The sequence below is a fragment of the Sphingobacterium cavernae genome (assembly GCF_008520265.1).
Classification (GTDB): Bacteria; Bacteroidota; Bacteroidia; order Sphingobacteriales; family Sphingobacteriaceae; genus Sphingobacterium; species Sphingobacterium cavernae.
Genome location: NZ_VIQM01000065.1, coordinates 145,914 through 172,648 on the forward strand (window position 1 = coordinate 145,914; position 26,735 = coordinate 172,648).

Genomic DNA, 26,735 nt, shown 5'->3' on the forward strand with positions numbered 1-26,735 from the left:
TGTCAAAGACCAAAAATATAGAATTGATTTTAATATTTACTTAGACTTTGTTGATTAGTTTCCTTTTTCAATTAACTTTTTAATATCGGATAATTCACCAAAAAGTACCAACAAATCGTTTTCTTTCAATAACGTGTCCGATTTGGCAATTCCCGATGCTTCTTTATGTGAGTTTTCGGTAACCTTTACCGTTGTTAGCACGATGACTTTATATTTATTTGTCAGGTTTGCTTCTTGCAATGTCATGCCCACATATTTCCGCGGCACTTTGGTTTCAATGATGGAATAGCGTTCGGAAACTTTAAACGAATCGACAATATCAATATTGTCCAATCGCATGGCTAGTCGCTCTGCAGCCTCCTCTTCGGGCATGATATATTCATCGATTTGCATCGCTTCCATCACTGTGCGCTGCAGATCAGAAACTACACGTCCAATAATGCGCTTCACACCCAATTGTTTTACAAGCGCTGTTGTCATCAGCGTCGCACCTTCGTCCTCTCCAATCGCCACAATCACCGCATCACAATCTTTAAGCGGCAGCGAACTCACAGCCTCCCGATCTGTAGTATCCAAGCACACGGTATGTGTGATTTTATCTTTTAACTGTTCGACAATTTGAATATTGAGATCAGCACCGATTACCTCATGTCCCAATTCCGTCAGGTGAATACCCAACGAACGTCCAAAATGCCCCAATCCCAAAATAATATATTTCATTCTTGATTTTTTTCACGTTAAAAACTAGAAAAGTAACTTCTCTGTAGGATAAATATAACTTTTGTTTTTTGTATTCTTTATAAATGCCACCAAAAGTGTAAGCATCCCAACCCGTCCAACAAACATCGTCACGATAACTATTATTTTACCAGCGGAACTTAATGATTGCGTAACGCCCATACTCAATCCACAGGTTGTGTATGCTGATACAGCCTCGAAGAGTAATGGAATCATTTGCTTTTCAGGATCTGTGACATTCAACAAAATAAATGATAATGTAATAGTTAACACTGACAAAATTATAATCGCAAAAGCTTTATTAATCGATTCTGCCGCTATTCTTCTCTTAAAAATTTCAATTGAATCCTTTCCTCGCGCTAATGCTATAATATTCATAAAAGCTAAAGCCAATGTCGTCACTTTTATTCCTCCTCCTGTAGAACCTGGCGCAACACCAATCCACATTAGGGTCGTAATCATAATCAAGGTCGGAATATTGAGAAAGCTAATATTTACACTATTGAACCCAGCTGATCGCGAGGCGTTCGCCATGAAAAACGAAGTCACCCACTCACCAGCAGCGGTTTTATCTTCTGTGAGCGTATAATTTTGCTCCATCACATAATAGGAAACCGTCGCCAAGAACAGCACAATCATATTACAGAGCACAATAAATTTTGTGTTAAATGAAAATTGCTGTGCCTTGTGCTTATAACGTTGTTTTTTTACAATGGCTTGAAATAAAGCTTGGATTTGGGATTTTACGTAGGCATAAAAATTGTACACCGTGCCAAAGCCCATTCCGCCTAAGACAAATATTAAAGCGAGTATGATTTGAAAACCATAATTAAAACGGTAATTATCATTTCCAATTCCTTCTGGAAGAATGGAGAACCCAGAATTACAGAATGAGCTTATGGAATGAAATACGGAAAAGAAAAACTGCTCGCCAATTGTAGTAAACTGTTCTTTATCTAGTGAAAAGAAAATAAATGCTGCACCTATAAACTCGAATAAAAGTGTAATTGATATAATCGTAAGCAAAGTCGAAATCACTGAATTCAGCTTATTCTCCCCCAGAATCTCTCCAAACATCAGTTGATTTTTGTAAGAGAAGCCACCAGAAAAAAAATAACCAAAAAACCCTGTAAAAGTCATTATCCCTAAACCACCAACCTGTATCAACGAAAGAATTACACTTTGTCCAAAAAGCGAAAAATTAGTAGAAATATCAGCGACCGTCAAACCTGTAATACAAACTGCACTAGTAGCCATAAATAAAGCATCAACAAAACTTAAAGGCGCGTGTAAGGTCGTTCTAGGCAACATTAACAATAACGTCCCAATCAAAATCAGCCCGATAAAACTGATGACAAATAATATAGTCGGATTAAAATAGAAATTATCAAAAAATAAACTGCTTTTGGACAGTTCAGATATAAATACTGCACCTATACCGAAATACATCCATTCCTCGCGCGCAAAATAATCTAAAAACCCTGCATCTGTAACTCGAGCTAAGACGATAAAAAAAAGTCCAGCGACGACAGCAATTCCTGAATATTGAGAAACATTAATCCTCCGACTCGCATAGATAGAAGAGCCTGTACGAATTAGGTCCAACAAAAAAAGTCCATAAAACATTATTACAATGGACTTTTCAGTGTATAAAGCAATTTCTGGACTTGTAATATATCCTACATGTGTAATGACAGTGAGTATACAAATCACACTCACATAAAACATGACTTTATCGACTACATTAGCGCGATAACGAAATACATATTTTAGAAAACTTGCTATGGATTCCATGATACAAACATAGTAATATACTTTACTTTACAAGCAATTACTGTTTAGAATCCTCTTCGGATTTATCTTTTTTCTTAAAAATTCCTTCGATAAAATTACCTGTTTTCTTACCGACATCTTTTGCCCCTTCAACAATGTCTTTTCCTTTTTCAACGACGCCTTTACCCGTTTCAGCTGCTCCCATCAATTTCGCCTCACGTTCTTTGCTGATTCCAGCACATTGTTTTATACCGTCAAGCATACTTTGCCACATTGTTTTGAAAAAAGTGTGCTCAGGCACGCGTGTATAGTTCACTTTACCAATTGTATATACACCCTTATTATCAGGGTTACTATCATTAATCAATAATTGATTAATGAGATATGAGACTACTTTTTTGGATGATTGTTCCCCATTTTCATTCTTCTTATTTAGGAGACTGATCTTTAAGTCGTCATAGTCAAAACGAAACTCACCCCAATTTTTGCGATCAGTACCTTGCATGTTGAAAGCTACTTTTTTGATATTTCCTGAAGCAATTTCCACATTTAATAGAGGCCTTAGAATGCGATTGAACGCAGTAGCATTCATTGCTCCGAGCGTGCCGCTATAGGTATGTTGTCCAGTCTTGCTCAGCATATCAAAACCAAATTTGGCGTGAATATTACCAGCATTCATAATTTTTGCGCGCAAATCGGCACGCATATACTTATCCTCTTTTAGAGCAGAAGAATCGTTTGTGACATTTGTAAGCATTCCCGAAGCATTGTTAAAACTTATAGAGCCTTCTCGGAAGTATTTACCACTCATTTCGTGATATGTAACTGTGACGTTATCAACTATAACGGTGTCTAAACTCAATAGCTTTTTAAATTTCAACAGTTTTTGATGAGGTGATTGCCCTATTTTGATAATCGGAAATTTTGGGTATCGCTTATCGGCATGCAAATCGACAGTACCGTTTTTGAGTTGAACTTTCCACGCTATTGTTTGTTGGTAGTCTACTAATGCCTGAAAATTCAAACGTTCCACGCGCAACGTATCAAATTTGAGCTCAGCCATTGTCACATTTTGTTTTTTTTGCTTATAAAATGCCGCCTTACTCATCTTTGGTCGAAAACCCACATCTGTCAGCAATATATTTTGCTCACGTGTATTAATCTTTAACCCTTTGAATTTTACTTTATAAAATCCATCTGGCAGATCATATTCAAACCCAGGTACGCTTACATCCACCATTTTAGTATAAAAAAACCGCGTTGTATCTTCTAGCGAAGTTTCATCCACCAGTACATCGTGCACTTTTATGGTTACTTTATCCAAGTTAATGCTACTCTGCTTTCCCTCTTCAAACTTCGAATATTTAAACTGCACATTGTCAATATCTACATCACGCACATTTATTGAAGTAAAAATATCTTTAATACTTTCATACAAACTTTTCTTTGGTTCTGTGCGTACAGTATCATTGAATGCGTGATATTCACTCATCAAATGAATATTAGGTTCTTCGAAAGAAATAGACTTGATGTGTAATTTTTTATTGGTGAGTACGTCCATAAGATTGAAGCGGCGTACTTTTAATTTTTTTAACTTAATATGAAAACGATTATTCGGAGCATCCTTCGTCAAAATCATTTTCTGATAAACCGCAGAATCAGGAATTAATTCCGCATTGGTAAGGGTGACATTACCTAATCCAATATTTAGATCTAAATCATCATATTGCAAGGAATACAGCCCATTAGTGGAATTGTGAACGACTTCTTTAAGTTTTGTCTCTACAATTGGTTTCCAGTTTCGGCTATAATACCATATGACTGAAATAAGAATGATCAGGATTCCGCCTATGATACCAAGTACCCATTTCCAAACTGGCCTCATAAAAAAATGCTTTGCTTATTGATTTATAACAAAACAATAGACGAAGCATTTTGTTTTCAACGAATTATTGAAGCAAATTAACTTCTATTATCGTCATTATTATACATACTGATGTAGCTTTCGTAGCGTGAAGGTTCAATTTCACCGTTTTCAACGGCATCTAACACCACACAACCTGGCTCATTGATATGTACACAATTATTAAATCGACATTTATTCATGAACGCTCGCATTTCTGGGAAGAAATGTGATAGTTCTTTTTTCTCTATATCTACTATACCCAGTTCGCGAATACCCGGCGTGTCAATTAATTTTCCACCAAAAGGCAAATCAATCATTTCCGCAAAAGTTGTTGTATGCTTTCCTTTATCCGACCAGTCTGAAATAAGTCCTGTTCGCAAAGCCGCATCTGGAACAATGCTATTTATCAATGTGGATTTCCCAACACCCGAATGACCTGAAACTAACGTAACTTTATCTTTTAACAATGCAATGATATGGTCGATATTCGTACCTTCCATCGCTGAAACTTGGTAGCATGGATAACCAATATTTTCGTAAACCGCTTTATATTCTTCTAAAATCTCTAACCCTTCTTCACTAAATAAATCTAACTTATTAAAAACTAGAATCGCCGGAATACCATACGCTTCAGCTGTAACCAAAAAACGATCAATAAACCCCATCGAAGTCGGAGGTGAAGCTAATGTTACGACCAAAATAGCTTGGTCCAAATTAGCCCCTATAATCTGCGTTTGCTTCGAAAGATTGACAGATTTACGGATAATGTAATTTCTACGTGGCTCCAAGACTGTAATAACACCTGTATTTTGATCGGCTTCCAGCGCAAAATTTACCCAGTCTCCCACCGCAATTGGATTGGTCGTTTTAATACCCTTAATTCTAAATTTCCCTTGAATTCGGCAATCGTAAGAGTTACCGTGCTCATCCTGTACTTGATACCAACTACCGGTAGATTTAATCACTAATCCTCTCATACGGCAAATAAAGTTATTCCTTTGATTTGTATCAACATCTTACAAAAGTCGCAAAAATTTGTTAATATCAGGCTTACTGATTTTATTACCTTTGTAAGTACACATAAATAAATATTAGGTGAAAAAACTATTTCTTTTAGACGGAATGGCTCTAATTTATAGAGCTTACTTTGCCCTGAGCAAAGTGCCACGTTTGACTTCATATGGCTTGAATACAGGTGCTATCTTGGGTTTTACAAATACCTTATTGGATGTTTTGAAAAATCAAAAGCCTACGCATTTGGCTGTTGTATTTGACACAGCAGCACCTACAAATCGTCATATTGAATTCGAAGCATACAAGGCGAATCGCCAAGAAATGCCTGAAGATTTAGCCAAATCTATACCTTATGTATTCAAATTAATCGAAGGATTCAACATTCCTGTCATAACCAAAGATGGCTACGAAGCTGACGACATTATTGGTACGTTAGCCAAGAAAGCCGAACAAGAGGGTTTCACGGTATATTGTATGACGCCAGATAAGGATTTTGGACAACTCGTATCGGAAAATATTTTCATTTACAAACCAGCTCGAATGGGCAATGGCGCCGAAGTTTTAGGCGTTCCTGAAATTTTAGAAAAATGGGAAATTACGGATGTATCTCAAGTCATTGATATTTTAGGGCTTTGGGGAGATGCCGTGGATAATATCCCGGGAATACCAGGAATTGGCGAGAAAACAGCTAAGAAATTAATTCAAGAGTTTGGTTCAGTAGAAGGGATAATAGCGAATGCAGATAAGCTGAAAGGTAAACAACAAGAAAACGTCATAAATTTCGCAGAGCAAGGTTTGGTATCCAAAAAGTTGGCAACAATTTTATTGGACGTCCCTGTTGAATTAGAAGAGGAAAATCTAAAAGTAATTGATCCAAATAAAGAAGTTCTAGAACCTTTATTCTCAGAATTGGAATTCAGAACATTAGGTAAACGCGTATTTGGCGAGGAATTTTCTGTAGTTGAGAATAGTAAACCAGCGACTGCGCAAATGGATTTATTTGCTGCGCCAATTGCCGATTCTCTAAGTATTTCAGATCAAGAGACTGAAGCTCCTGCAACTGCTGCAAACAATATTCATAATACAACACACGAGTACATTTTAGTAGATGAAATCAGCAAAATTCAAGCACTAGCTAATGACTTGGCAAATCAAATGTTATTTTGTTTTGACACAGAGTCTACTGGACTTGATGCGTTGACAGCTGAAATCGTTGGTTTATCCTTTTCGTACGAAAAAGGTAAAGCTTATTATGTGCCTATTCCAGCGGATAAGGAAGTTGCACAACAAATTGTGGATATTTTCAAACCAGTTCTAGAAAATACAGCCATCAAAAAAGTAGGTCAAAATATTAAATACGACATCTTGTTGCTTGCAAAATATGACGTAAATGTACAAGGTGAACTATTTGACACAATGCTGGCGCATTACTTGATTGATCCTGACACACGTCATGGCATGGATATTTTAGCCGAAACTTATTTGGGCTACACACCAGTTTCTATCACCGAATTAATCGGCGGAAAAGGTAAAAATCAGGGAAATATGCGTGATGTAGAAATCGAGAAAATCAAAGAATACGCTGCTGAAGATGCTGATATTACTTGGCAATTATACGAAAGACTCTCTCCCCTTTTGTTGGAAACAAAAACAGATGAGCTGGCCCAAAAAGTAGAATTTCCTTTAGTGTATACGTTGGCGGAGATTGAGAAAAATGGTGTTAAAATCGATGTTGACACATTGAAGACCTTTTCTGAATCACTACAAAAAGATATCGCAACTCTTGAGAATAGTATTTACGAAAAGGCTGGTGTGCAATTCAATATTGCTTCTCCAAAACAATTAGGCGAAGTTTTATTTGACAAATTACAATTAGATCCGAAAGCGAAGAAGACTAAAACAGGTCAATATAAAACGGGGGAAGATGTACTTTTGGCATTAGCACACAAATCGGATATTGTTAAAGATATTTTGGATTTCCGTCAGTTTCAAAAGTTAAAATCTACTTACGTGGATGCCTTGCCGACGCTGATCAATCCAAACACAGGTTTAATTCATACTTCATACAATCAAGCTGTTGCAGCAACAGGACGTTTAAGTTCTACAAATCCAAATTTACAGAATATTCCAATTCGTACCGAAAAAGGACGCGAAGTGCGCAAAGCATTTATTCCAAGATCAGATAATCATGTATTGCTTTCTGCCGATTACTCGCAGATCGAGTTACGTATCATGGCGGAATTGAGCCAAGATGAAAACATGTTGGAAGCTTTCACATTGGGACACGATATTCACAAAGCTACTGCCGCACGTGTATATGGTGTTGACATCAATGAAGTTACTTCGGATCAACGTCGCAATGCAAAAGCTGTAAACTTTGGTATTATTTACGGGCAATCAGCTTTTGGACTTTCTCAAAGTTTGGGTATTCCGCGTCGCGAAGCAGCGGAAATTATCGACCAATATTTTAATCAATATCACGGTATCAAACAATACATGTCCAAAACAGTAGAATCTGCGAAAGAAAAAGGTTATGTAGAAACAATATTAAAACGTCGTCGTTATTTGAGAGATATTAACTCCTCAAATATGACGGTCAGAGGATTCGCGGAGCGAAATGCCATTAATGCCCCTATTCAAGGATCGGCCGCGGATATGATCAAAGTAGCGATGATTAATATTCAAAACGACATTAAAGAACAAGCACTACAAGGAAAGATGATTATGCAAGTGCATGATGAGTTGGTATTCGATGTGCCTAAAAATGAAGTTCAATCATTTAAAAATATTATCTTAGAAAGAATGAAAACCGCAATACCAATGCGCGTTCCAATAGAAGTTGAAGTTGGGGAAGGTAGCAATTGGTTAGAAGCACATTAAGGTCTATAAGCTATGAAAATCAAAAAACTTTATATAGTATTAGCGTATCTTTTTTTCGGCAGTATCATTTTTGCACAAGAAATTCAATACAAAGAAAAGGCTAACGAAAATTATACAAGGTTTTTTTATGACGATAATTATTACTTAGTCGATAAGGATTGTGAATTCAAGAGTATAATGCGTGTCGCGCAGTATGACACGGTTAACTGGAAGTTTAATGGAGAATTCAAAGATTTTAATTTGCAAGGAAAGTTGCTTTTACATGGTTTTTATAAAGACGGTGTTAGGAATGGAAAATTTACGGCTTTTCATCCCAATGGGCAGATAAGATGGGAATCAGAGTATGCAGATAACAAAGAAAAAGGGCTTTGGAAATACTATTATCCCGATGGTAAACCCATGCTTACGCTGTCATTTGAGAACGATGATTTTCAATTTGTAGACTTTTGGGATACATATGGTGTTCAAAAGATTGCTAACGGTGAAGGAAAATACGAAATGACTTTTCCGATAAAAGGATTTACGGATCATGGCTTTACTTCCTATTTAAAAAAAGGCAAGATTTCAAAAGGCAAGCCCGATGGCGCATGGCTAACTTCCTTTATAATTGATGCTAGAAAAAAGAAGTTTATACCAATTTATAGTCAATTATTTATTGAAGGCAAACAAAATAGCTACGAGATAGCACCAGAATTTTTAGAACAATATATTGCTTATGAAGATTTCTATATTGTACCTAGCGATTTTTCCAGTAGGGCAGAATCTTTCATAGTTTATGATTGCAATTTTGATTCATACAGTGGTTTCATCACGCATAATATTAAAAAATTTAATCATTTTCTGACGGACGATAAATTCGAATATGCTGGTCAGTTTGAATTCAAAGTAATATATGACGTTAGTAATAAGGGTTTAGTAAATTCGATGGAGGTTTTAGAAACGCCTGAGGAATTAGTTAAGTCTGATGTAAATAAGATTAGGTCGCTTTTTGAAACTGTTGAATATTTTATTCCATCAATAAAAGATGGTAAGCAAATCCGAGACAATATCACTTTAACAGGAAGTTTTATTTTCACTGATAAAGCAGCAACAATACAACACCTAAAGGTTGAAAGAGAAATCGGAGAATAGTATTTTACATTTTATTGGGCGTAGTTCCTTATATTTGCACAAAACAGACATTAATGAAATTTCACAAAGAAGGATATACAAGTTTAGCTTTAGTTGTTTTATTTATTTTTATAATTAATGCAACAGCTGATTATTTCGATGCTAATCAGTATGTTAAATGGTTTTTATACCTTATATCAGCATTTCTTTTTATTACGATTGTTCAATTCTTTCGTAGCCCCAAAAAAGTAATTACGCTAGACGAAAGTGCAATACTTTGCCCTGCAGATGGTAAAGTAGTCGTGATTGAAGAGACAGAGGAAACTGAGTATTTTAATGATAGAAGATTACAAGTTTCTATTTTTATGTCTCCTGTAAATGTTCACGTGAATAGAAATCCTATTTCGGGTATAGTATCTTATTTCAAATATCACCCTGGTAAGTTTTTAGTCGCATGGCATCCAAAATCATCTACAGAAAACGAGAGAACTACTGTAGTAGTGAAAAAAAATAATGGCGTGGAAGTTCTTTTTCGTCAGATTGCTGGAGCATTAGCACGTAGAATCGTATGGTACGTGAAAGAAGGAGATAAAGTACAACAAGGCCAAGAATTCGGATTTATTAAATTTGGTTCTCGTGTAGATGTATTTTTGCCTATTGGCACTAAAGTAACGGTAAATATCGGAGAGAAGGTAATAGGCGGCAAAACAGTTATTGCGCGTTTTTAATATTATCTTAACATTAAATAAGTAATTTAGCCTCATCATATGAGGCTTTTTTTATGAACTTTAGGTTGCTAGTTTTTTATATATCAGCTGGTTTTTCACTTTCACTTGCAAGTGTGAGTTATTTCTATGCGCAGGATTGGCAACATTCATTGCTGATAATGATTGTCTCTTTTGTGATTAGTTTTATTATTCTTACCAATATATTGCACTACCATATCCATACACGTATCAGCAATATTTATAAACTTATTCGCAGTCTCAAATTAGGCAAAGACATGAAAGTCGTCTTAGCAGAGCACGCAAGTGAAGATCCTATTCTTAGTACAGAAAAAGAAGTCCGCGATTGGGCTATTCAAAAGTCTTCTGAGATAGACCAACTAAAAGCACAAGAAAAATTTCGCAGGGAATTTCTTTCAAATATTTCACATGAATTCAAAACGCCGCTTTTTGCGATTCAAGGTTATATCGAAACCTTAAAGGATGGTATGATCGAGGAGGATGTAGAAATGGCAAACAATTTTTTGAATAAAGCTTCCCGAAATATAGATCGTCTTACATATCTTTTGAATGATCTTGACGAAATATCAAAACTTGAATCAGGACAAATTTCTATTAATCTTGAAAAATTCGACATCGTAGAACTTATTTTAGAAACCGTTGACCATTTAATCGATAAAGCACAAAAGCAGAATATTGAAATTATTATCGATTTAAAAAATAACAATCCAATTTTTGTGAAAGCTGACAGACAGCGTATTCAGCAAGTTTTAATCAATTTGATTGACAATTCTATTAAATACGGAAGAGATGGTGGTAAAACTAAAGTAAACATTTACCCACTTCTTGATCAGATTTTAGTGGAAGTGACCGATAATGGATTTGGTATTGAAGAAAAAAATATACCTCGAGTCTTCGAGCGGTTTTTCCGTACCGACAAAAGTCGATCTCGTGACATTGGCGGCTCAGGATTAGGTTTATCGATAGTAAAACACATTATCGAGGCACATGAGCAGACCGTACATGCACGTAGCACAGAGGGCATAGGCACAACATTTGGTTTCACATTAGCGAAATCAAAAGCCCACCACTAAAAATTTCTGAAAAGACTTAACATTAAATTAACATTAAGATTATACATTTGGTGAAAATATAAGTATATGTCACTAAATAGTATTTTTCAGTACTTTGTCCCAAAGGATAAAAAGTTCTTTCCTTTATTTGAACAAGCGGGTGCCAATTTAATAGAAATGGCTAAGCTTTTGAAAGAATGTGTCAACACACCTAATATTGAAGACAGAAAATCTATATCTAAGAAACTTGAAGATTTAGAGCATGTTGGAGATAATATCACCCACCAAATCCACCTTGAATTAGGACGTAATTTCATCACACCATTTGATAGAGAAGATATCCACGCATTAGCAAGTTCTTTGGACGATGTGGCAGACTTTATTCATGGCGCTTCGAATCGTATTCAATTATACAAAGTAGAAAAAACTACGCAGCCTATGATTGAATTAACAGAATTGATCTTAGAAGCTACAGAACATGTTGCTAAAGCATTATTCGAATTAAAGGATTTAAAAAATATCCGCAACATTACGGATTCTTGCGTACGAATTAACAGTGTTGAAAACAAAGCAGATTACATCTTTGACAGAGCGGTAGCAGATCTTTTCGAATTCGAAACAGATGCAATCTCTTTGATCAAACATAAAGAAGTATTGTCAGCAATGGAAGATGCTACGGACAAATGTGAAGATGTAGCGAATGTATTAGAAAGTATTCTGGTTAAAAATGCCTAATCATTTATATTAATCTACTTTAATTCATTCAACATGATTACAACATTATTAGTGGTAGTTATTGTCTTGGCCATTGCATTTGATTATATCAATGGATTTCACGATGCAGCTAATTCAATCGCCACAATAGTCTCGACCAAAGTATTAACACCATTAATGGCTGTACTTTGGGCTGCGATTTTCAATTTTGCAGCATACTTTTATTTCACAGATCACAAAGTTGCCAATACAATCGCGAAGACTGTATTAGAAGAATATATTACCTTAGAAGTTATCTTCGCAGGATTAGTAGCAGCTATCTCTTGGAATTTATTTACATGGTACTACGGTATTCCTTCAAGTTCTTCGCATACATTAATTGGTGGTTTTGCGGGTTCGGGTATGGCTTATGCTTTATTTTTAGGAGCAAATCCAATCGATGCAATTAATATTAGTGCAACTTTAAAAATCATTTCTTTTATAGTACTAGCGCCAGTCATTGGTATGACCATATCCATAATTATTACACTTATAATTATAAATATATGCCGCAATGCGAAACCTCGTGTGGCAGAGAAATGGTTTAAAATTCTTCAATTAATTTCATCTGCAGGATTAAGCTTTGCACATGGTGGTAACGATGCCCAAAAAGTAATGGGTATTATTTTCGTAGCGATGATTGCTGGAGGCGCAGCAACAGCTGGAGAGCAAATGCCCGAATGGATTCCAATCTCTTGTTACGCGGCTATTGCATTGGGAACAATGAGTGGAGGTTGGAAAATTGTGAAAACAATGGGTACTAAAATCACTAAAGTTACTCCATTAGAAGGTGTAAGTGCAGAAAGTGCTGGTGCGGTTACATTAGGTATCACTGAACACTTCGGTATTCCAGCATCAACGACACATACGATCACTGGTGCAATCATCGGTGTAGGTGTAGTGAAAAGAGTCTCTGCTGTAAGATGGGGGGTGACGATAAGCTTACTTTGGGCCTGGGTATTAACAATACCAGTCAGTGCAGTACTTGGTGGTATTACTTTAGCAATTATTCATTATATATTATAATATAAAAAAGAATAGTGATGTGGGCAAAATACTACGTCACTATTCTTTTTTATTGAATATCGTGTAACTTTTTAATGATATGAGTTGCTAGATTATAACCAAATATTTAGTTTTACGTAAAATTTTGACTACATTAGTCATTTATTTAACACTTGATGGCGTTTATTTTTTTGGCATCATTATTGTTAAGTAATGTTAAATTAGAAAACAATTAAAAATTTTTATAACCTTAAACAAAAAAGAGTATGAACTATTCTACAATTAAAAAAACAGCTGTTGCCGCTTCTTTAGTAGCCGCTTTAGGTTACGCTGATGTAGCTCAAGCACAAACTCCTACTGTATTCGGTGGCCGTTCTCAATACAGAACATGGTCAATTGGCTTACAAGGTGGTATCACAACTCCTAATGCTATTATCGGTGGTTCAAATGCTTATGGTCAAAAAGTTGGTCTTTTCCAAAATAAAGTTGGAGAATACTATGGTTTAACAATCCGTAAACAATTCTCTCACTTATTCGGATTAGAATTAGAAGGTAACCGTGGTAAAGTTAAAACTTACAACCATGATTTATCAGGATCTACTGGTAACGGCGCTGTTGAAACAAATTCATGGTTAACTGCTGGTTCAAAGTCAGCAATCACTGAAGTAAACTGGGCAGCTAGTTTAAATGGTGTTTTCCAATTAGGAACTATTGACTTTTTAAGAAGAGAAAATGCTGTTAATTTTTACGCTAAAGTTGGTTTAGGTGTTTTAGCTAATAATCCAGTATTATACGCGAACAACGACTTCACTGGTGCTTCTTTTGACAACAAAGGTAACTGGGGTGAAGAAATTTTCGGAGATCGTGAACCTACTGGTGATAGAGATTATAAATTAGCAGCATACGTTCCTGTAGGAGTTGGTGTTAAATTTAAATTATCTGAAGTTGTAGCATTGAACTTAGGTTACACAATGAACTTCACTGATGATAACTATTTCTATGGACCATCTGATCGTTCTACTGGAAAACAAAAATTCTCTAACCTATACGGTGGTTTAGAATTTACATTAGGTTCTCGCGATAAAGAAAACTTAACTTTTGCTAACCCAGTATCTACATTATACGATGAACTGAAAGATCCTTCATTACGTAACGAAGTTGAAGCATTAAAACAACGTGTTTCTACTTTAGAAGGTACAGTTGATCAATTAGGTAAAGATTCTGATGGCGACGGTGTTTCTGACAAATTTGATAAATGCCCTAACACTCCTGCTGGCACAGTAGTTGATGGTTCTGGATGTCCAATCAAATTCCCTGAGTCTAAGCAAGAATTAACTTCAAATGCATATTTTGCTCCTATCGCTTTCGAGTTTGATAGTTCAGTATTGAAAACAGAATCATATGCTACTTTGGATAAATTAGCTAAAGAATTACGTGATTCAAATGGTACAGTTACTTTAGACGGATATGCTTCTGCAGAAGGTACTGAAGAATACAACATTAACTTATCTAAAGACCGTGCTAACGCTGTAAAACAATACTTAGTTAACGCTGGTGTTGCTGCTTCAAGCATTAATGCAAATGGTTACGGTGAAGCTAATCCAATTGCTTCAAATGCAACTGAAGAAGGACGTGTTCAAAACCGTCGTGTTGAGATCAAAAAATAATTATAATTTATAATTATTCAGCATAAAGAAGCCGTCACATTTTATGTGACGGCTTCTTAGTTTTTAAACCTTTACACCACAGCATACTCTAAACTTGTGGATATGTGGAAAATAATTTACGAGCGTTATATATAAAAAGCGTATTTTTCACTAAATTGGATAGGATATGGAAGAGGAATTTGATTTTGGATCAGCAGAAGAGCAAAAAAAATTTGTAAACCGTTTTGAAGAAATGATTCGAAACGAGGATCAATATTTTTTTGACGCAAATACTTTTGAAAGTATAATAGATTTTTATTCTGACAAGAACGATTCCATTAAGGCTTTGCAGGTCATTGAATTTGCAACCAGCCAACACCCCTATGAAGCTGGATTCTATGCTAAGAAAGCGCAAATTCTATCGCTTATGCGTCAATTTTCTTTAGCACTTGAAGCCATCGAGAAAGCTGAATCTTTAGAACCTTCGGATTCTGACATTCTGCTTATCAAAGCATCCATATATGCTTCACAAGGGAACTTTGATACTTCAGAAGAACTGTTTAGTCAGGCATTAGAAAATGCTGAAAATAAAGCTGAAATATACCATCAATTGGCTACTATATATCAAATGCAAGCCAATTTTTCTAAAGCCAAGGATTTCTTAAAGAAATCACTTAAAATATCTGTAGATAATCCTGATGCGTTATTAGAACTCAACTTTTGTTACGATGTGCTAGATGAAAAGGAAGAATGTCTAGAATTTTTTACTAAGTTAATTGATCAAGATCCATATTCTTATAATTGTTGGTACTATTTGGGTAACGCATATCATAAACTCAGCCGATATGAAGAAGCAATTGATGCCTATGATTATGCCATATTGATTAATGAAAGTTTTTCATCTGCTTATTTCAACAAAGGAAATGCGTTAGTGAATTTGGATCGCTACACAGAGGCTATTGAAATTTATAAGCAAACTTTTGAGTATGAACAACCAAACGCAGATACGTATTGTGCTATTGGGGAATGCTACGAGAAGTTGGAGTTAATGGATACTGCACGTGATTATTACAAAAAAGCGGTCAAACTAGATACTGAAATGGCAGACGCTTGGTTTGGTATTGGCGTAACACTAGATTTCGAAGAACGCTATTTTGAATCTTTGCACTTTTACAAAAAGGCTTTAGAGTTGGACGATGAGAATCCAGATTATTGGTTTGCAATAGCAGATGCGCGTTACAAATTAGGACAGATTGAAGAGTCCGAATTAGCTTATACTAAAGTCGTGGAATTGAATCCAAGTGATATTGAAGCGTGGTTGGACTTTTCATCCATATATTTTGAACAAAATAAGATTAACGAAGCTATTGAAACAATTTCTGAAGCGATAAAAATTAACACAGAAGCTCCAGAATTGTATTATAGATTAGTTGCGTACTTATTTGCAAATGGGCAATATACTGAAGCATTAAATTTCCTAGAACTTGCTTTGGCATTTGGTCCAGAAAAACACCACATACTATTTGAATACCTTCCGCAATTGCAAGGAAATCAAATTATTGTAGAAATCATAAAAAAGTATACCGACAAGAATGATTAAGTTAGGGTTAATTGGATATCCTTTGGGACATTCCTTTTCTAAAAATTACTATTTAACAAAATTCGAAAAAGAAAATATTGACAATGTGCATTACGACACATATGCTATTGAGCATATTGATCAATTTCCGAAAATTTTTGACCAAGATCAAACATTTCGAGGATTCAATGTTACCCTTCCACACAAGCAGGCGGTTATCCCCTATTTAGATGAATTGTCTGAGGAAGCATCAGTTATGAAGGCTGTCAATTGCATCACGATTTCATATAAAGATGGGAAATCTTTTTTAAAGGGATACAATACGGATGCTTATGGATTTCAAAAATCTTTGGAGCCTCTATTATTGCCAAATCACTCACAAGCTTTGGTATTAGGAAATGGCGGAGCTGCCAAAGCCGTATTCCACTCTCTTGATCAATTAGGTATTCCATACAAAATTGTGAGTCGTAATAAAGATACGGGTGATTTGACTTATGAAAACTTGGACGAAAAGTTAATTTCAGAGCATTCGTTAATAATAAACTGTTCTCCAGTCGGAACTTACCCTAATATGGATAGTTGTCCCGACATTCCATATAATGGCATTGGTAAGAATCATTTACTTTATGATTTAATATACAATCCGGAGGAGACATTATTCCTAAAAAAAGGCAAAGAAAGAGGGGCTGTAATCAAAAATGGTTACGAAATGCTTTTATTGCAAGCTGAAAAAAATTGGGAAATTTGGAGTAACACCTTTTAGATGTCACGTACAGCAGTTTTATTATTCATAGTTTTTTGTTTCTTTAGCTGTCAAAATACAGATTACAGTCCTAAACCAAAAGCTTATCATCGCATTGATTTTCCAGAAAAAAAATACACAAATCAATCAGTAGTTGGGTGTCCCTTTCTATTTGACATTCCTGCCTACAGCTTATTAATTGATGATACGAATAAAAATGCGAAACCTTGTTGGAAAAACATTGATTTCCCACAATTCAATGCACGTTTACATTTGAGCTACTTTGCAATTGATAAATTCGCAACGCTGGATGCATTAACAGAAGACGCAAGGGCATTCGTATTTAAGCATACTACAAAAGCAACTGCTATTGATCAGCAAAAAATTGCTAACCCAGAAAATAATGTTCATGGACTTGTCTACAATATACAAGGAAATACCGCCTCTAATTTTCAATTTTTTGTATCCGACCAGAAAAATCATTATTTGAGAGGTGCTTTATATTTTAATGAAAAACCAAACCTAGATTCTATTCAACCCGTTCTTGATTTTCTAAAATCAGACATTCAGCACATGATTTCTACGATTAGATGGAAATAAATAGTTAAATTTGATTCATGTTAACTATTGAAACATTTACATTTAATCCATACCAAGAAAACACGTATCTAATTATCGATCAAGAAGGTAATTGTGTAATTATAGATCCCGGAATGCACTCATTACAAGAACAAAGTTATTTTAAAGATTTTATTGTGAATAATAATCTTAAACCTACTTTACTGTTAAATACGCATTGTCATATTGATCATGTACTTGGAAACCATTTCATTCACGAAAATTGGGGATTAAAACCAAATTTTCATGAATTTGAAGTTCCTGTACTTGTTTCTGTAGAAAACTACGCCCCGCAAATGGGTTTTCGATACGAAACATCACCAATTCCAGAGACATTCATTCAAGATAAAGAGATAATAGAATTCGGAGGTCATAAAATAGAGGCTATTTTTGCGCCAGGCCATTCTCCTGGTCATTTATGTTATTATATCGCTGACCAAAAAATTTTAATAGGTGGTGATGTGTTATTTCAGAATAGTATAGGTCGCACAGATTTGCCTGGAGGTGATCATCAGACACTTTTAAATAGTATACAAAAACGTATCTACAGGTTACCTGAAAATGTCGAAGTATATCCTGGCCACGGTCCCACCACGACTATTGGATTTGAGAAAAAAACAAACCCTTTTGTGAGAGGATGAAAAAAATAAGTGTACCCTTATTCTTTGCTTTACGGTATCTTTTTTCGAAGAAATCTGTCAATGCTATTAACATTATTTCAATAATAAGTATTGTAGGAATTTTTGTGAGCACAGCCGCTTTAGTTATTGTATTGTCTTTTTATAATGGTATGGAAAAATTCATCTTGTCGATGAATAGCACCTTTTCCCCAGATTTGCGTATTGAAGCAGTCAAAGGTAAAACATTTGATCCAAGCAAAAACGCAACTTTTTCAGAACTAGAAAAAATTCCCGCTGTTAAAAATTACTCTGAAACCCTAGAGGATAAAGTTTTAATTCAACATGAAGGGAAGCAAATTGTAGGTCAATTAAAAGGTATCATGCAAGAAAGTCTAGAGAAGCAGTCTAAAGAACATATTTTGCATATTGGCAATTTTCAGATTAAAGCAGATTCGACGAATTATGCATTAATTGGACCTCAAATTCAAACAAATTTACAAGTTCCAATCTCAGAATTTAATAATACAATCGACTTATATTTCCCACGAAAAGAATCTTCGGTCAATAATATAAATCCATTAGAAGATTTTAATATTCGTCAAATAGCTGTTAATGGAATTTTGACGTTTGAGCCTGAATTTCAAAATCTCGTTATACTACCTTTGGATTTTGCACGAGATATTCTAGGAGAAGACAAAGCTATTTCGGCAGTTGAATTGTTTTTGAAAGATCCGAGCGAATCGTATGCTTTGCAAAAAGAAATTCAGAAAAAACTAGGACAAGATTTTCAAGTTAAAAACAGGGAACAGCAAAATCCAACACTCTACAAAACTATAAAATCTGAAAAATGGATTGTGTTCTTTATCCTTACATTTATAGGGATAATAGCCATTTTCAACATCATTGGATCGCTTACGATGCTCGTCATCGACAAGAAAGAAGACATGAAAATTCTTCAGCATATCGGTGCAAATAAGTCTACAATCGAAAAGATTTTCTTCTACGAAGGTATCATGATTGCCTTGGTCGGAAGTACCATTGGTATAGCAGTTGGTTATGTTTTCTGTTTCTTGCAAGAAACATACGGCTTAATTCGCACTAACAATGTGAATGGAAGTTTCATCGATGTATATCCAGTAGATATGCGTACACAGGATTTCATCTTAGTATTTGTTACAATATCGACACTATCCATTATTGTATCCTATTTCTCATCCAAACTCAGCGTAAGAGAAATTGGTAAAATAGCAAATCTTAAGAGCGAGGAATAAATTTAGTATTTAAGTTTTTCGCGACTATAATCCCCTTTTTTGATGGAATTTATAAATTGATACCAATTAAATGGATTCAAGAAAGGATTGTTCATGCGTTGGTTAATATTCTTGTTTTGCATGTACTGGTGGCGTTGCAAAGAGTTGAACGTTTGGATTTCCTCTGCACTACGCGGCACAACACGTGCAAGAGCTGCAATAGCCTCAGGACTCAAATTACGTCGCGCTGTAGCAATTGGGTCATCACCACCCATAGCCATAAAATCCGCTAAATAATCTTCGTAACTTGCCCACGGAAACGGCGTAACAGCAGGAAGTTCAATAACTAGTGCACGCATTTTAACTGACGCAGTGTATTTGTCACCTTCTACCTCGGGAATTGTATATGTAACAGGATCAAATCCAACACTGGAAAATTCAATAATATCCCCAACATGTGCCACGAATGAAAAGTACCCCTCATTGTTGGACATATATGTTTGATTATTAAAGGAGGTGTTTTTTATTGTTACGAATCCGACAGGAAGGTCCGAACCCATTGACGTAATTAGACCACTAAATTGAAGAATCTTTTTGCTCTGTGCAAATACAGAACCTAAGGTAAGAAGCATAACACCTAAACCTACAAAAAGATATTTAATGGATTTTATAGACATTTAAACAAAAATATAATTTAAGACTATTCGATCCTGTTAAAATGTGTTAATCAATTAACAACATTTTCGTTACAAAGTTTGTCCGGGTAATGTAGCGTTCGGATCATTCATATCCGTGATGTTGATCGCTTCTACAGCAACAATCTCCGGCACAGCTTTTTTAATCGCTTGCTCAAGACCAGCTTTAAATGTCATAATACTCATCGAGCAACTCGCACAAGCACCCAACAATTTTAACTTCACGACCTTATCCTCCGTAATCTCTTCAATACTAACATTGCCCCCATCAGTCTCCAAATACGGACGGATTGTATCTAATGCTTGTTCTACTCTCTCGTGTAAGCTCATTTTTTGTATTACTTAATAATCCGTAAATATAATGAATTTTATTCCTATCTGAAATTAAGCCCTTATTATTAGCAAAATAATGACATAATACGGCAATGGTTAAAGTTTGTTAAAGGCTTTTGTAAAAATATATTAGTTACTAAAAATCAAGTAAATTGCGGTTTAAAATTTAATTGAATATTATTGTTAATTGACGTATCTTTGTAAAATGTTTTTGAATAGACGTATACCTGTAATTTTAGCTTTGTGCTTAGCTACATTGTTTTTTGTAGGCTGTAAAAGCAAGTTTGAAAAACTTCGCAACAGTAACAATATTACAATGAAATACCAAGAAGCAGTCAAGCTATATGAGAAAGGCAAATATTCTAAAGCACTCATTTTGTTTGATGATTTAGCTGGAAAATATCGTGGAAGAGCGGAAGCCGAGGATTTATTTTATCTTATTGCTAACGCAAATTACAAATTAAGAGATTATACCTCAGCACGTTTTCACTTTAAAAACTTCGCCAATACCTACCCGAATAGCCCTAGAGCTGAGGAATGCAGATATATGGCTGCATATTGCTATTACATCGAATCTCCAAGATCAACATTAGATCAAGATAACACGCGTAAGGCGATTGATGAATTACAATTATTTGTAAACTATTATCCAGAGTCAGAAAGAGCAGAAAAAGCTGGTGAATTAATTCAAGATTTAAGAGAGAAACTTGAGAAAAAAGCATTTGATAACGCGAAGCTTTATTACAATATGGGGCTGGCAGATGATTATCGTGCGGCAGTAATCGCTTTAGAAAATGTATTGAGACAGTACCCTGATACAAAGTTTGCCGAAGAAATTGAGTTTTTAATGTTAAAATCTCAGTATTTATTCGCTGACAACAGTCGTGTACATCGTCAGGAGGAGCGTTTTAATGAAGCTATAGATTATTACAATAGCTTTTCGGAACATTTTCCATCGAGCAAATTCAAATCTGAAGCAGATGATTTGAAAAAAAGTGCTGATAAAAAAATCGTTTCTGCGATTCGCCTTATGAATCAATACAATAAGGAACTGGAAGAAAGAAACAAAGAACTGGGCATCACTGAATCCAAAAAAGAAGAAGCAAGTGCAGACAGTTCAACAAAATAACAAGAAATTAAAAATAATATTTAGTTAATATGAGTCAAGCAAAAAACAACACCATCCCAAATTCTACAGTAACAAGAGATTTGAGAGAATTGGACAAAGCTACTGACAATCTTTACGAGTCAATCGTGATCATCAGCAAAAGAGCAAACCAAATTGGTGTAGAAGTGAAAGAGGAGCTAAATGCGAAATTGGCTGAGTTTGCAAGCAACAACGATAACTTAGAAGAAGTCTTCGAAAACCGCGAGCAAATCGAAATTTCTAAACACTACGAACGTATGCCAAAGCCTTCATTAGTAGCTATTGACGAATTTTTGAAAGACAAAGTTTACTTTAGAAATCCTTCTAAAGATCAAGACTAATCACTAGAGAAGCTATGTCTTCGCTAAAAGACAAAAATATTGTGCTAGGTGTATGCGGCAGTATTGCCGCATACAAAATAGCTTCTTTAATACGACTGCTCATTAAAGAGGAAGCTTCTGTGCAAGTCATTATGACGCCAGAGTCTACCCAATTCATCACCCCTCTTACCTTATCTACATTATCTAAGAAGCCCGTATTGGTGGATTATTATGATCCAAAAACTGGCGAATGGAATAATCACGTACATTTAGGCTTGCATGCGGATCTGATGTTAATAGCACCAGCATCTGCAAACACTATTGCCAAATTGGCTAATGGTTTTTGTGATAATTTGCTAGCAGCAACATACCTATCTGCCAAATGTCCTATATATCTAGCTCCAGCGATGGATTTGGACATGTGGAAGCATCCTGCTACGCAACATAATTTGCACTTACTGAAGAGTTATGGCAATATTATAATTCCGCCAGGAAACGGAGAGCTAGCTAGTGGATTGGTGGGTGAAGGTCGATTGGCTGAGCCAGAAGAGATTATAGCATTCTTAGAAGAGGATTTGGGTCAAAATAAACCTTTGACAGGTAAAACAGCATTAATCACAGCAGGGCCGACATATGAGGCTATTGATCCCGTTAGATTCATTGGGAATCATTCCTCTGGAAAAATGGGCTATGCCATTGCCGAAGAGTTAAAATCGAAAGGCGCTAAGGTAATTTTGGTAAGTGGGCCTACTCACTTGAAAGCTTCTTCGCAGATTAAAACTATTCCTGTGCATTCTGCGCAAGAAATGTATGATGCTTGCAATGAAGAATTTAACAACGCAGATATCATCGTAATGAGTGCGGCTGTAGCGGATTATACACCAAAAGAACCTGCTATAGAGAAAATAAAAAAGAAAGCCGAAGACTTCACTATTGAGCTTAAGAAAACAACAGACATCTTAGGTACATTAGGACAACGGAAGAATAAAAACCAAACCTTGATAGGTTTTGCATTGGAGACAAATAACGAAATGGCTCACGCCCAAGATAAACTTATACGCAAAAATGCTGATTTTATTGTCTTAAATTCAATGCAAGATGCTGGCGCGGGTTTTGGTACGGACACCAACAAAGTGACTATTCTATCACGTGAAAATGCCCCAAAAAATTACGACCTCAAGTCTAAACAAGAGGTCGCTAAAGATATCTGTCAACTTATAGTTGATCATCAACAAAGCCTATAAATTCCAAATTCTAATTTCTTTCGGATAATAATTGTTAATGCGATTTGGCATTGCTTTTATCCAGCCCAAATTAGTCTCCTTGTATCGCGCTAAAATCCAGCCTGATAAATTTTCAGGATTTACACTAGATGGAAGTTGTTCTTTCCGTAAATAGTTTTGGGCTTGATCGAGCTCTAAATCTATATGTGGTAAATCTGCACGTACAAGATTACTTAAAGCTAAATCATGGCTTGGAACTAGAGTTTTTCCTTTTAGCTCACCAATCTCCGTTCCGGCATTTTTCAAATACAAAACACTTTGCAAAGCTTGGAGATCTTGCTCATTTTGCTTCGGAAAGACATGTAAAAAATTGTGTTGAAGAAAAGAATAGTGTCTCTCAGCATTAACCCATTCTTGCGCTATATGTTGTGGAGCAACATTTTTTTCTTTTTTTATTTTTTTCATCGAAAATGTGTCCTGCTCCTCTTTCTTTCTCAACACAGCACAAAAGAAACCCTCACCTTTTAATAAATGCGGATAAAATCGATAGCCAGTTGCTTGATGTAACTTTGATGTCGTTACCGAAATTCCCCAACTCGCATCTACTTCCACGGCAACAGATTCCATTTTAAACTCGTTGATAAGCCAATCAACTATATCTTCATTCTCTTCGTTCGAATAAGAACAAGTTGAATAAAACAAATAACCACCTGTCTTCAAAGCTGAAAGACTTTGTCCCAAAATACGCTGTTGACGTTCGCTGCACAATTTCACATTAGCTAACGACCATTCATCAATAGCTGAATGATCTTTGTGAAACATCCCAGAACCTGAGCATGGCGCATCGACTACCATCAAATCAAAATAACCAGGCAGTCGACCAAAAGCTGATGGATCATTATTAGAAACTACTGTGTTTGAATTTCCCCACCGAACTAAATTAGTCGTAAGTATATTGACACGGGATTTTATGATTTCATTAGCCACCAATAGACTGTCATCATGTAGCGCCGAGTTAAGTAAAGTAGATTTCCCTCCTGGAGCGGCACAAAGGTCTAGAGCTTTTATCGGTTCTAAATGTAGATTTAATTTTCGGGTTAAATAATCCAAAAACATAGAACTTGACTCTTGAGAATAATAACACCCACTGTGAAATAGTGGATCCAAAGTAAATACAGGCCGAGTCTTTAAATAATAGGCGTGCTCACACCATGGAATTGCACTTTCAATTACATAATCTGCAATCTGAAAATTTTTTACTGGGTTAATACGGATTGATGATGTTTTCTCTTCTTTATTGTGTATAGCTATAAAAGCCTCATAATCAAACGAAGGATCGCCCTTTAGTAGCGACAGTAAGTCATTGGGAAGTATATTACTCATTTCCAAAAGTAAAAATTCAGAACTAAAAAATAAAATACTATTCAATTGCTTTATCTTTGTCACTAATGAAGAGTTTTAAAAAATATTATATTATTCCTGCAACACCTGAGGAAATATACAAAGCGCTTACTACTGAAATTACAATTCGCCTTTGGACGGGTGATAGCGTAGAAATAGATCCAAAAGAAGGTGGTGAATTTTCTCTTTGGGATGGCAGTATTAATGGGCGATTTATAGAATTGATTCCGGACAAAAAAATTGTACAAGAGTGGTATTTTGGGGATGAGGAGCAATCAATAGTAACGATTAAATTGCACGAACATAGAAAAGGAACTTCATTCGAAGTGAATCACATGAATATTCCTGACGAAGCTTACGATGATATTGTTGACGGATGGGAATATGAATACGTAGGTAGCTTAATCGATTTTTATACAGAAGAATAATAAGCAGAAAGTCCGAGAATAACCTCGGACTATTATAGATAGGGCGTAAGCGACTTAATATTTTTAACCTTTCCGTGATGGGACACCATATTTGAAAATGCCCATGGGCGTTTTACCTTACTTTTTACCAATGTAATCAATAGATTAGCCAACATAGCTGCCCATATTTGTATTTCAATGGCATTTTCATTGTCTCCCAGAAAATATTTAAGCGGAAAGTTCTGTTTTAGCTGCTTGAACAGTAATTCTATTTTCCATCGCTGTTTATAGATTAAAGCTATTTTTTCTGCCGAAAACTCAAAATTATTGGATATAAACTCAAATAACCGTTTGTTTTCATCATCCCAATAGGCGATCCGCCTGGTGCGATGCTCGTTCTTTTTGTCCTGTCCGTAATACAAAACAACTTCTTCATCTTTTAATACACTTGAGGGCGCATTCTCTGGTAAATCGTACTCTTTACGTGCTTCATAGACTGCATTGTCTTTCAAACGGGTAACATAAAAGATCTCGCTTTGAGAAAATGCTTCATATTGGGCGTAATCTACATAACCTTTGTCAAATGTGATAATTGATCCTTTGGACAAAGTATGGACTTCGTGAAGGAACATGTGGTCATGACGGACTGCTGCGCTGTAGCGGATCAAACAGGGAACATTTTCACTGGCTTTGACGATGGTATGCGCCTTGATACCGCCCTTTTTCTTTCCCTGTAATGGATTGCGACCAACCCCTTTCAAAATATCCTTGAACAACGTGATGGTCGTCGAATCCATGATATAAAGCCTTTTCATATCGGCATCACTCAAGCGGCTGTCCGCTAAATGTTTCCGGTTCCGGAGATAAACCTCCATATAAATTTCACCAAATAAATTACTACTGCGACGCTGGTTAGCTTCCGATAAAGTACTTCGCCGAACGATATAGCTCAAACCCAGATGGCTTAGCTTATGTGCATTGGCTAGAAGCCCTATAATCACTTCCCAGATGGACGAATAGCCCTCCAAAGCAACAAACAGCATCACCACAACGTGGTTGTAGGTAGTGAACTTTTTAACATATCGATCTCCTTCATGGGTTTTGCTAATTTTCTTGATCTGACCTTTGTCCAAAAAAAATAACAGTTGATTTAATATCGGCTGTCCGCTAAAATTTGTACTTTTACCCATACTTACTTTGTTTGTTTCGCAACTTCAAAGTTAGCTAAAGGGTTGGTGCTTGCGCCAACCCTTTTTTTATTCTTTACCGGATACTAGTGAATAGATATATTAAAAATTCATTATATTCCATTACTTGATAAAGAGGTCGTATAGTTAGAAGAGACTAAAATCAATGTTTTAAAACAGTGTCAAAAACTATATATATATGCATCAAATAATATCATTAAACTAATTTGATTACAGATTCACTTATTCTTCACTATAAACTCTATAAATACAAAAAATAAACAAATTAGGAAGTTAGTTTACAAGAAGTAGAAATTACAATTTTTTATAATTGAGTTAGAATAACTCATTTGAGTAGAACACAAGTTTATAATTACTTTATGAGTCAATTATCAAATGTACTACACTAATAGAATAATATCTCTAAACGCGAAAAAGCCTTACCACGTTATGTGATAAGGCTTTGTATAAAAAAAGGCACCGACCTACTCTCCCACCTGTTACGGCAATACCATCGGCTCGGGCGGGCTTAACTTCTCTGTTCGGAATGGGAAGAGGTGAACACCGCCGATATAGGCACCCAAAGATCT

Annotated in this window: 24 protein-coding genes and 1 rRNA gene; 16 read left to right on the forward strand and 9 right to left on the reverse strand. The window is 35.6% G+C overall.

The window, feature by feature from the left end; translation table 11 throughout:
• Positions 1-54: 54 nt before the first annotated feature.
• From FLS47_RS13100 to rsgA, 4 genes are all read right to left on the reverse strand, one after another.
• Positions 55-720 (reverse strand): potassium channel family protein, encoded by a 666-nt coding sequence (locus tag FLS47_RS13100; RefSeq protein ID WP_149914818.1) that lies wholly within the window; start codon positions 718-720, stop codon positions 55-57.
• Positions 721-744: 24 nt separating this feature from the next.
• Positions 745-2,532: a TrkH family potassium uptake protein gene (locus FLS47_RS13105; RefSeq protein WP_223225273.1), complete on the reverse strand. Its 1,788-nt coding sequence runs from the start codon at positions 2,530-2,532 to the stop codon at positions 745-747.
• 37 nt (positions 2,533-2,569) lie between these two features.
• A complete protein-coding gene (locus FLS47_RS13110) occupies positions 2,570-4,396 on the reverse strand; it encodes a hypothetical protein (RefSeq protein WP_149914819.1) in 1,827 nt (608 codons plus the stop codon).
• A 77-nt stretch (positions 4,397-4,473) separates the two neighbouring features.
• Positions 4,474-5,394, reverse strand: coding sequence for a ribosome small subunit-dependent GTPase A (gene rsgA / locus FLS47_RS13115; RefSeq protein WP_149914820.1), 921 nt, complete (start codon positions 5,392-5,394; stop codon positions 4,474-4,476).
• A gap of 118 nt (positions 5,395-5,512) precedes the next feature.
• On the opposite strand from rsgA, the gene polA reads away from it, so the two are divergent.
• The 12 genes from polA (at position 5,513) to FLS47_RS13175 (ending at position 19,453) form a co-directional block, all read left to right on the forward strand.
• The gene (gene polA, locus FLS47_RS13120; RefSeq protein WP_149914821.1) at positions 5,513-8,311 is read left to right on the forward strand and encodes a DNA polymerase I; all 2,799 of its coding nucleotides are present in this window, start codon (positions 5,513-5,515) and stop codon (positions 8,309-8,311) included.
• Positions 8,312-8,323: 12 nt separating this feature from the next.
• On the forward strand, positions 8,324-9,442 hold the full coding sequence (locus FLS47_RS13125; RefSeq protein ID WP_149914822.1) for a toxin-antitoxin system YwqK family antitoxin: 1,119 nt from the start codon (positions 8,324-8,326) through the stop codon (positions 9,440-9,442).
• 53 nt (positions 9,443-9,495) lie between these two features.
• Positions 9,496-10,149, forward strand: coding sequence for a phosphatidylserine decarboxylase family protein (locus tag FLS47_RS13130; RefSeq protein ID WP_149914823.1), 654 nt, complete (start codon positions 9,496-9,498; stop codon positions 10,147-10,149).
• A 53-nt stretch (positions 10,150-10,202) separates the two neighbouring features.
• Positions 10,203-11,240: a sensor histidine kinase gene (locus FLS47_RS13135; protein ID WP_149914824.1), complete on the forward strand. Its 1,038-nt coding sequence runs from the start codon at positions 10,203-10,205 to the stop codon at positions 11,238-11,240.
• Positions 11,241-11,306: 66 nt separating this feature from the next.
• Positions 11,307-11,954 (forward strand): DUF47 domain-containing protein, encoded by a 648-nt coding sequence (locus FLS47_RS13140; protein WP_149914825.1) that lies wholly within the window; start codon positions 11,307-11,309, stop codon positions 11,952-11,954.
• A 33-nt stretch (positions 11,955-11,987) separates the two neighbouring features.
• Positions 11,988-12,998 (forward strand): inorganic phosphate transporter, encoded by a 1,011-nt coding sequence (locus tag FLS47_RS13145; protein ID WP_149914826.1) that lies wholly within the window; start codon positions 11,988-11,990, stop codon positions 12,996-12,998.
• A 245-nt stretch (positions 12,999-13,243) separates the two neighbouring features.
• Positions 13,244-14,644 (forward strand): OmpA family protein, encoded by a 1,401-nt coding sequence (locus FLS47_RS13150; RefSeq protein ID WP_149914827.1) that lies wholly within the window; start codon positions 13,244-13,246, stop codon positions 14,642-14,644.
• A gap of 166 nt (positions 14,645-14,810) precedes the next feature.
• Positions 14,811-16,223, forward strand: coding sequence for a tetratricopeptide repeat protein (locus FLS47_RS13155; protein WP_149914828.1), 1,413 nt, complete (start codon positions 14,811-14,813; stop codon positions 16,221-16,223).
• Complete coding sequence (locus FLS47_RS13160; RefSeq protein WP_149914829.1) at positions 16,216-16,965, forward strand: shikimate dehydrogenase family protein; 750 nt, start codon at positions 16,216-16,218, stop codon at positions 16,963-16,965. The genes FLS47_RS13155 and FLS47_RS13160 overlap by 8 nt, the downstream gene beginning before the upstream one ends.
• Entirely contained in the window at positions 16,966-17,544 is a 579-nt protein-coding gene (gldD, locus tag FLS47_RS13165; RefSeq protein WP_149914830.1) for a gliding motility lipoprotein GldD, read from the forward strand.
• Between the two features lie 17 nt (positions 17,545-17,561).
• Entirely contained in the window at positions 17,562-18,203 is a 642-nt protein-coding gene (locus FLS47_RS13170) for an MBL fold metallo-hydrolase (protein WP_149914831.1), read from the forward strand.
• Positions 18,200-19,453, forward strand: a complete 1,254-nt coding sequence (locus tag FLS47_RS13175; RefSeq protein ID WP_223225274.1) for an ABC transporter permease — start codon at positions 18,200-18,202, stop codon at positions 19,451-19,453. Before FLS47_RS13170 ends, FLS47_RS13175 begins: the two co-directional genes overlap by 4 nt.
• Before the next feature lie 2 nt (positions 19,454-19,455).
• On the opposite strand, the gene FLS47_RS13180 is transcribed toward FLS47_RS13175, so the two are convergent.
• Complete coding sequence (locus FLS47_RS13180) at positions 19,456-20,109, reverse strand: hypothetical protein (RefSeq protein WP_149914832.1); 654 nt, start codon at positions 20,107-20,109, stop codon at positions 19,456-19,458.
• Between the two features lie 69 nt (positions 20,110-20,178).
• Entirely contained in the window at positions 20,179-20,457 is a 279-nt protein-coding gene (locus FLS47_RS13185) for a NifU family protein (protein ID WP_149914833.1), read from the reverse strand.
• Between the two features lie 208 nt (positions 20,458-20,665).
• Here FLS47_RS13185 and FLS47_RS13190 point away from each other — a divergent pair, with 208 nt between their 5' ends.
• Genes FLS47_RS13190 through coaBC form a run of 3 tightly spaced genes read left to right on the forward strand, consistent with a single transcriptional unit; the run spans position 20,666 to position 23,171 of the window.
• Complete coding sequence (locus FLS47_RS13190; RefSeq protein WP_149914834.1) at positions 20,666-21,589, forward strand: outer membrane protein assembly factor BamD; 924 nt, start codon at positions 20,666-20,668, stop codon at positions 21,587-21,589.
• 29 nt (positions 21,590-21,618) lie between these two features.
• Positions 21,619-21,948 carry a DNA-directed RNA polymerase subunit omega gene (locus FLS47_RS13195; RefSeq protein WP_149914835.1) on the forward strand — a complete coding sequence of 110 codons (330 nt, stop codon included), beginning with the start codon at positions 21,619-21,621 and terminating at the stop codon, positions 21,946-21,948.
• A 14-nt stretch (positions 21,949-21,962) separates the two neighbouring features.
• The gene (gene coaBC, locus FLS47_RS13200) at positions 21,963-23,171 is read left to right on the forward strand and encodes a bifunctional phosphopantothenoylcysteine decarboxylase/phosphopantothenate--cysteine ligase CoaBC (protein ID WP_149914836.1); all 1,209 of its coding nucleotides are present in this window, start codon (positions 21,963-21,965) and stop codon (positions 23,169-23,171) included.
• Here coaBC and FLS47_RS13205 read toward each other — a convergent pair.
• Positions 23,166-24,533, reverse strand: a complete 1,368-nt coding sequence (locus FLS47_RS13205; RefSeq protein ID WP_149914837.1) for a methyltransferase RsmF C-terminal domain-like protein — start codon at positions 24,531-24,533, stop codon at positions 23,166-23,168. The genes coaBC and FLS47_RS13205 overlap by 6 nt on opposite strands.
• A gap of 65 nt (positions 24,534-24,598) precedes the next feature.
• Here FLS47_RS13205 and FLS47_RS13210 point away from each other — a divergent pair, with 65 nt between their 5' ends.
• Positions 24,599-24,979 carry an SRPBCC domain-containing protein gene (locus FLS47_RS13210; RefSeq protein ID WP_149914838.1) on the forward strand — a complete coding sequence of 127 codons (381 nt, stop codon included), beginning with the start codon at positions 24,599-24,601 and terminating at the stop codon, positions 24,977-24,979.
• Between the two features lie 32 nt (positions 24,980-25,011).
• Here FLS47_RS13210 and FLS47_RS13215 read toward each other — a convergent pair whose 3' ends face one another.
• Positions 25,012-26,148 (reverse strand): IS4 family transposase, encoded by a 1,137-nt coding sequence (locus FLS47_RS13215; protein ID WP_223225275.1) that lies wholly within the window; start codon positions 26,146-26,148, stop codon positions 25,012-25,014.
• A 469-nt stretch (positions 26,149-26,617) separates the two neighbouring features.
• Positions 26,618-26,729: ribosomal RNA gene (gene rrf / locus FLS47_RS13220) — 5S ribosomal RNA — on the reverse strand.
• Positions 26,730-26,735: the final 6 nt, after the last annotated feature.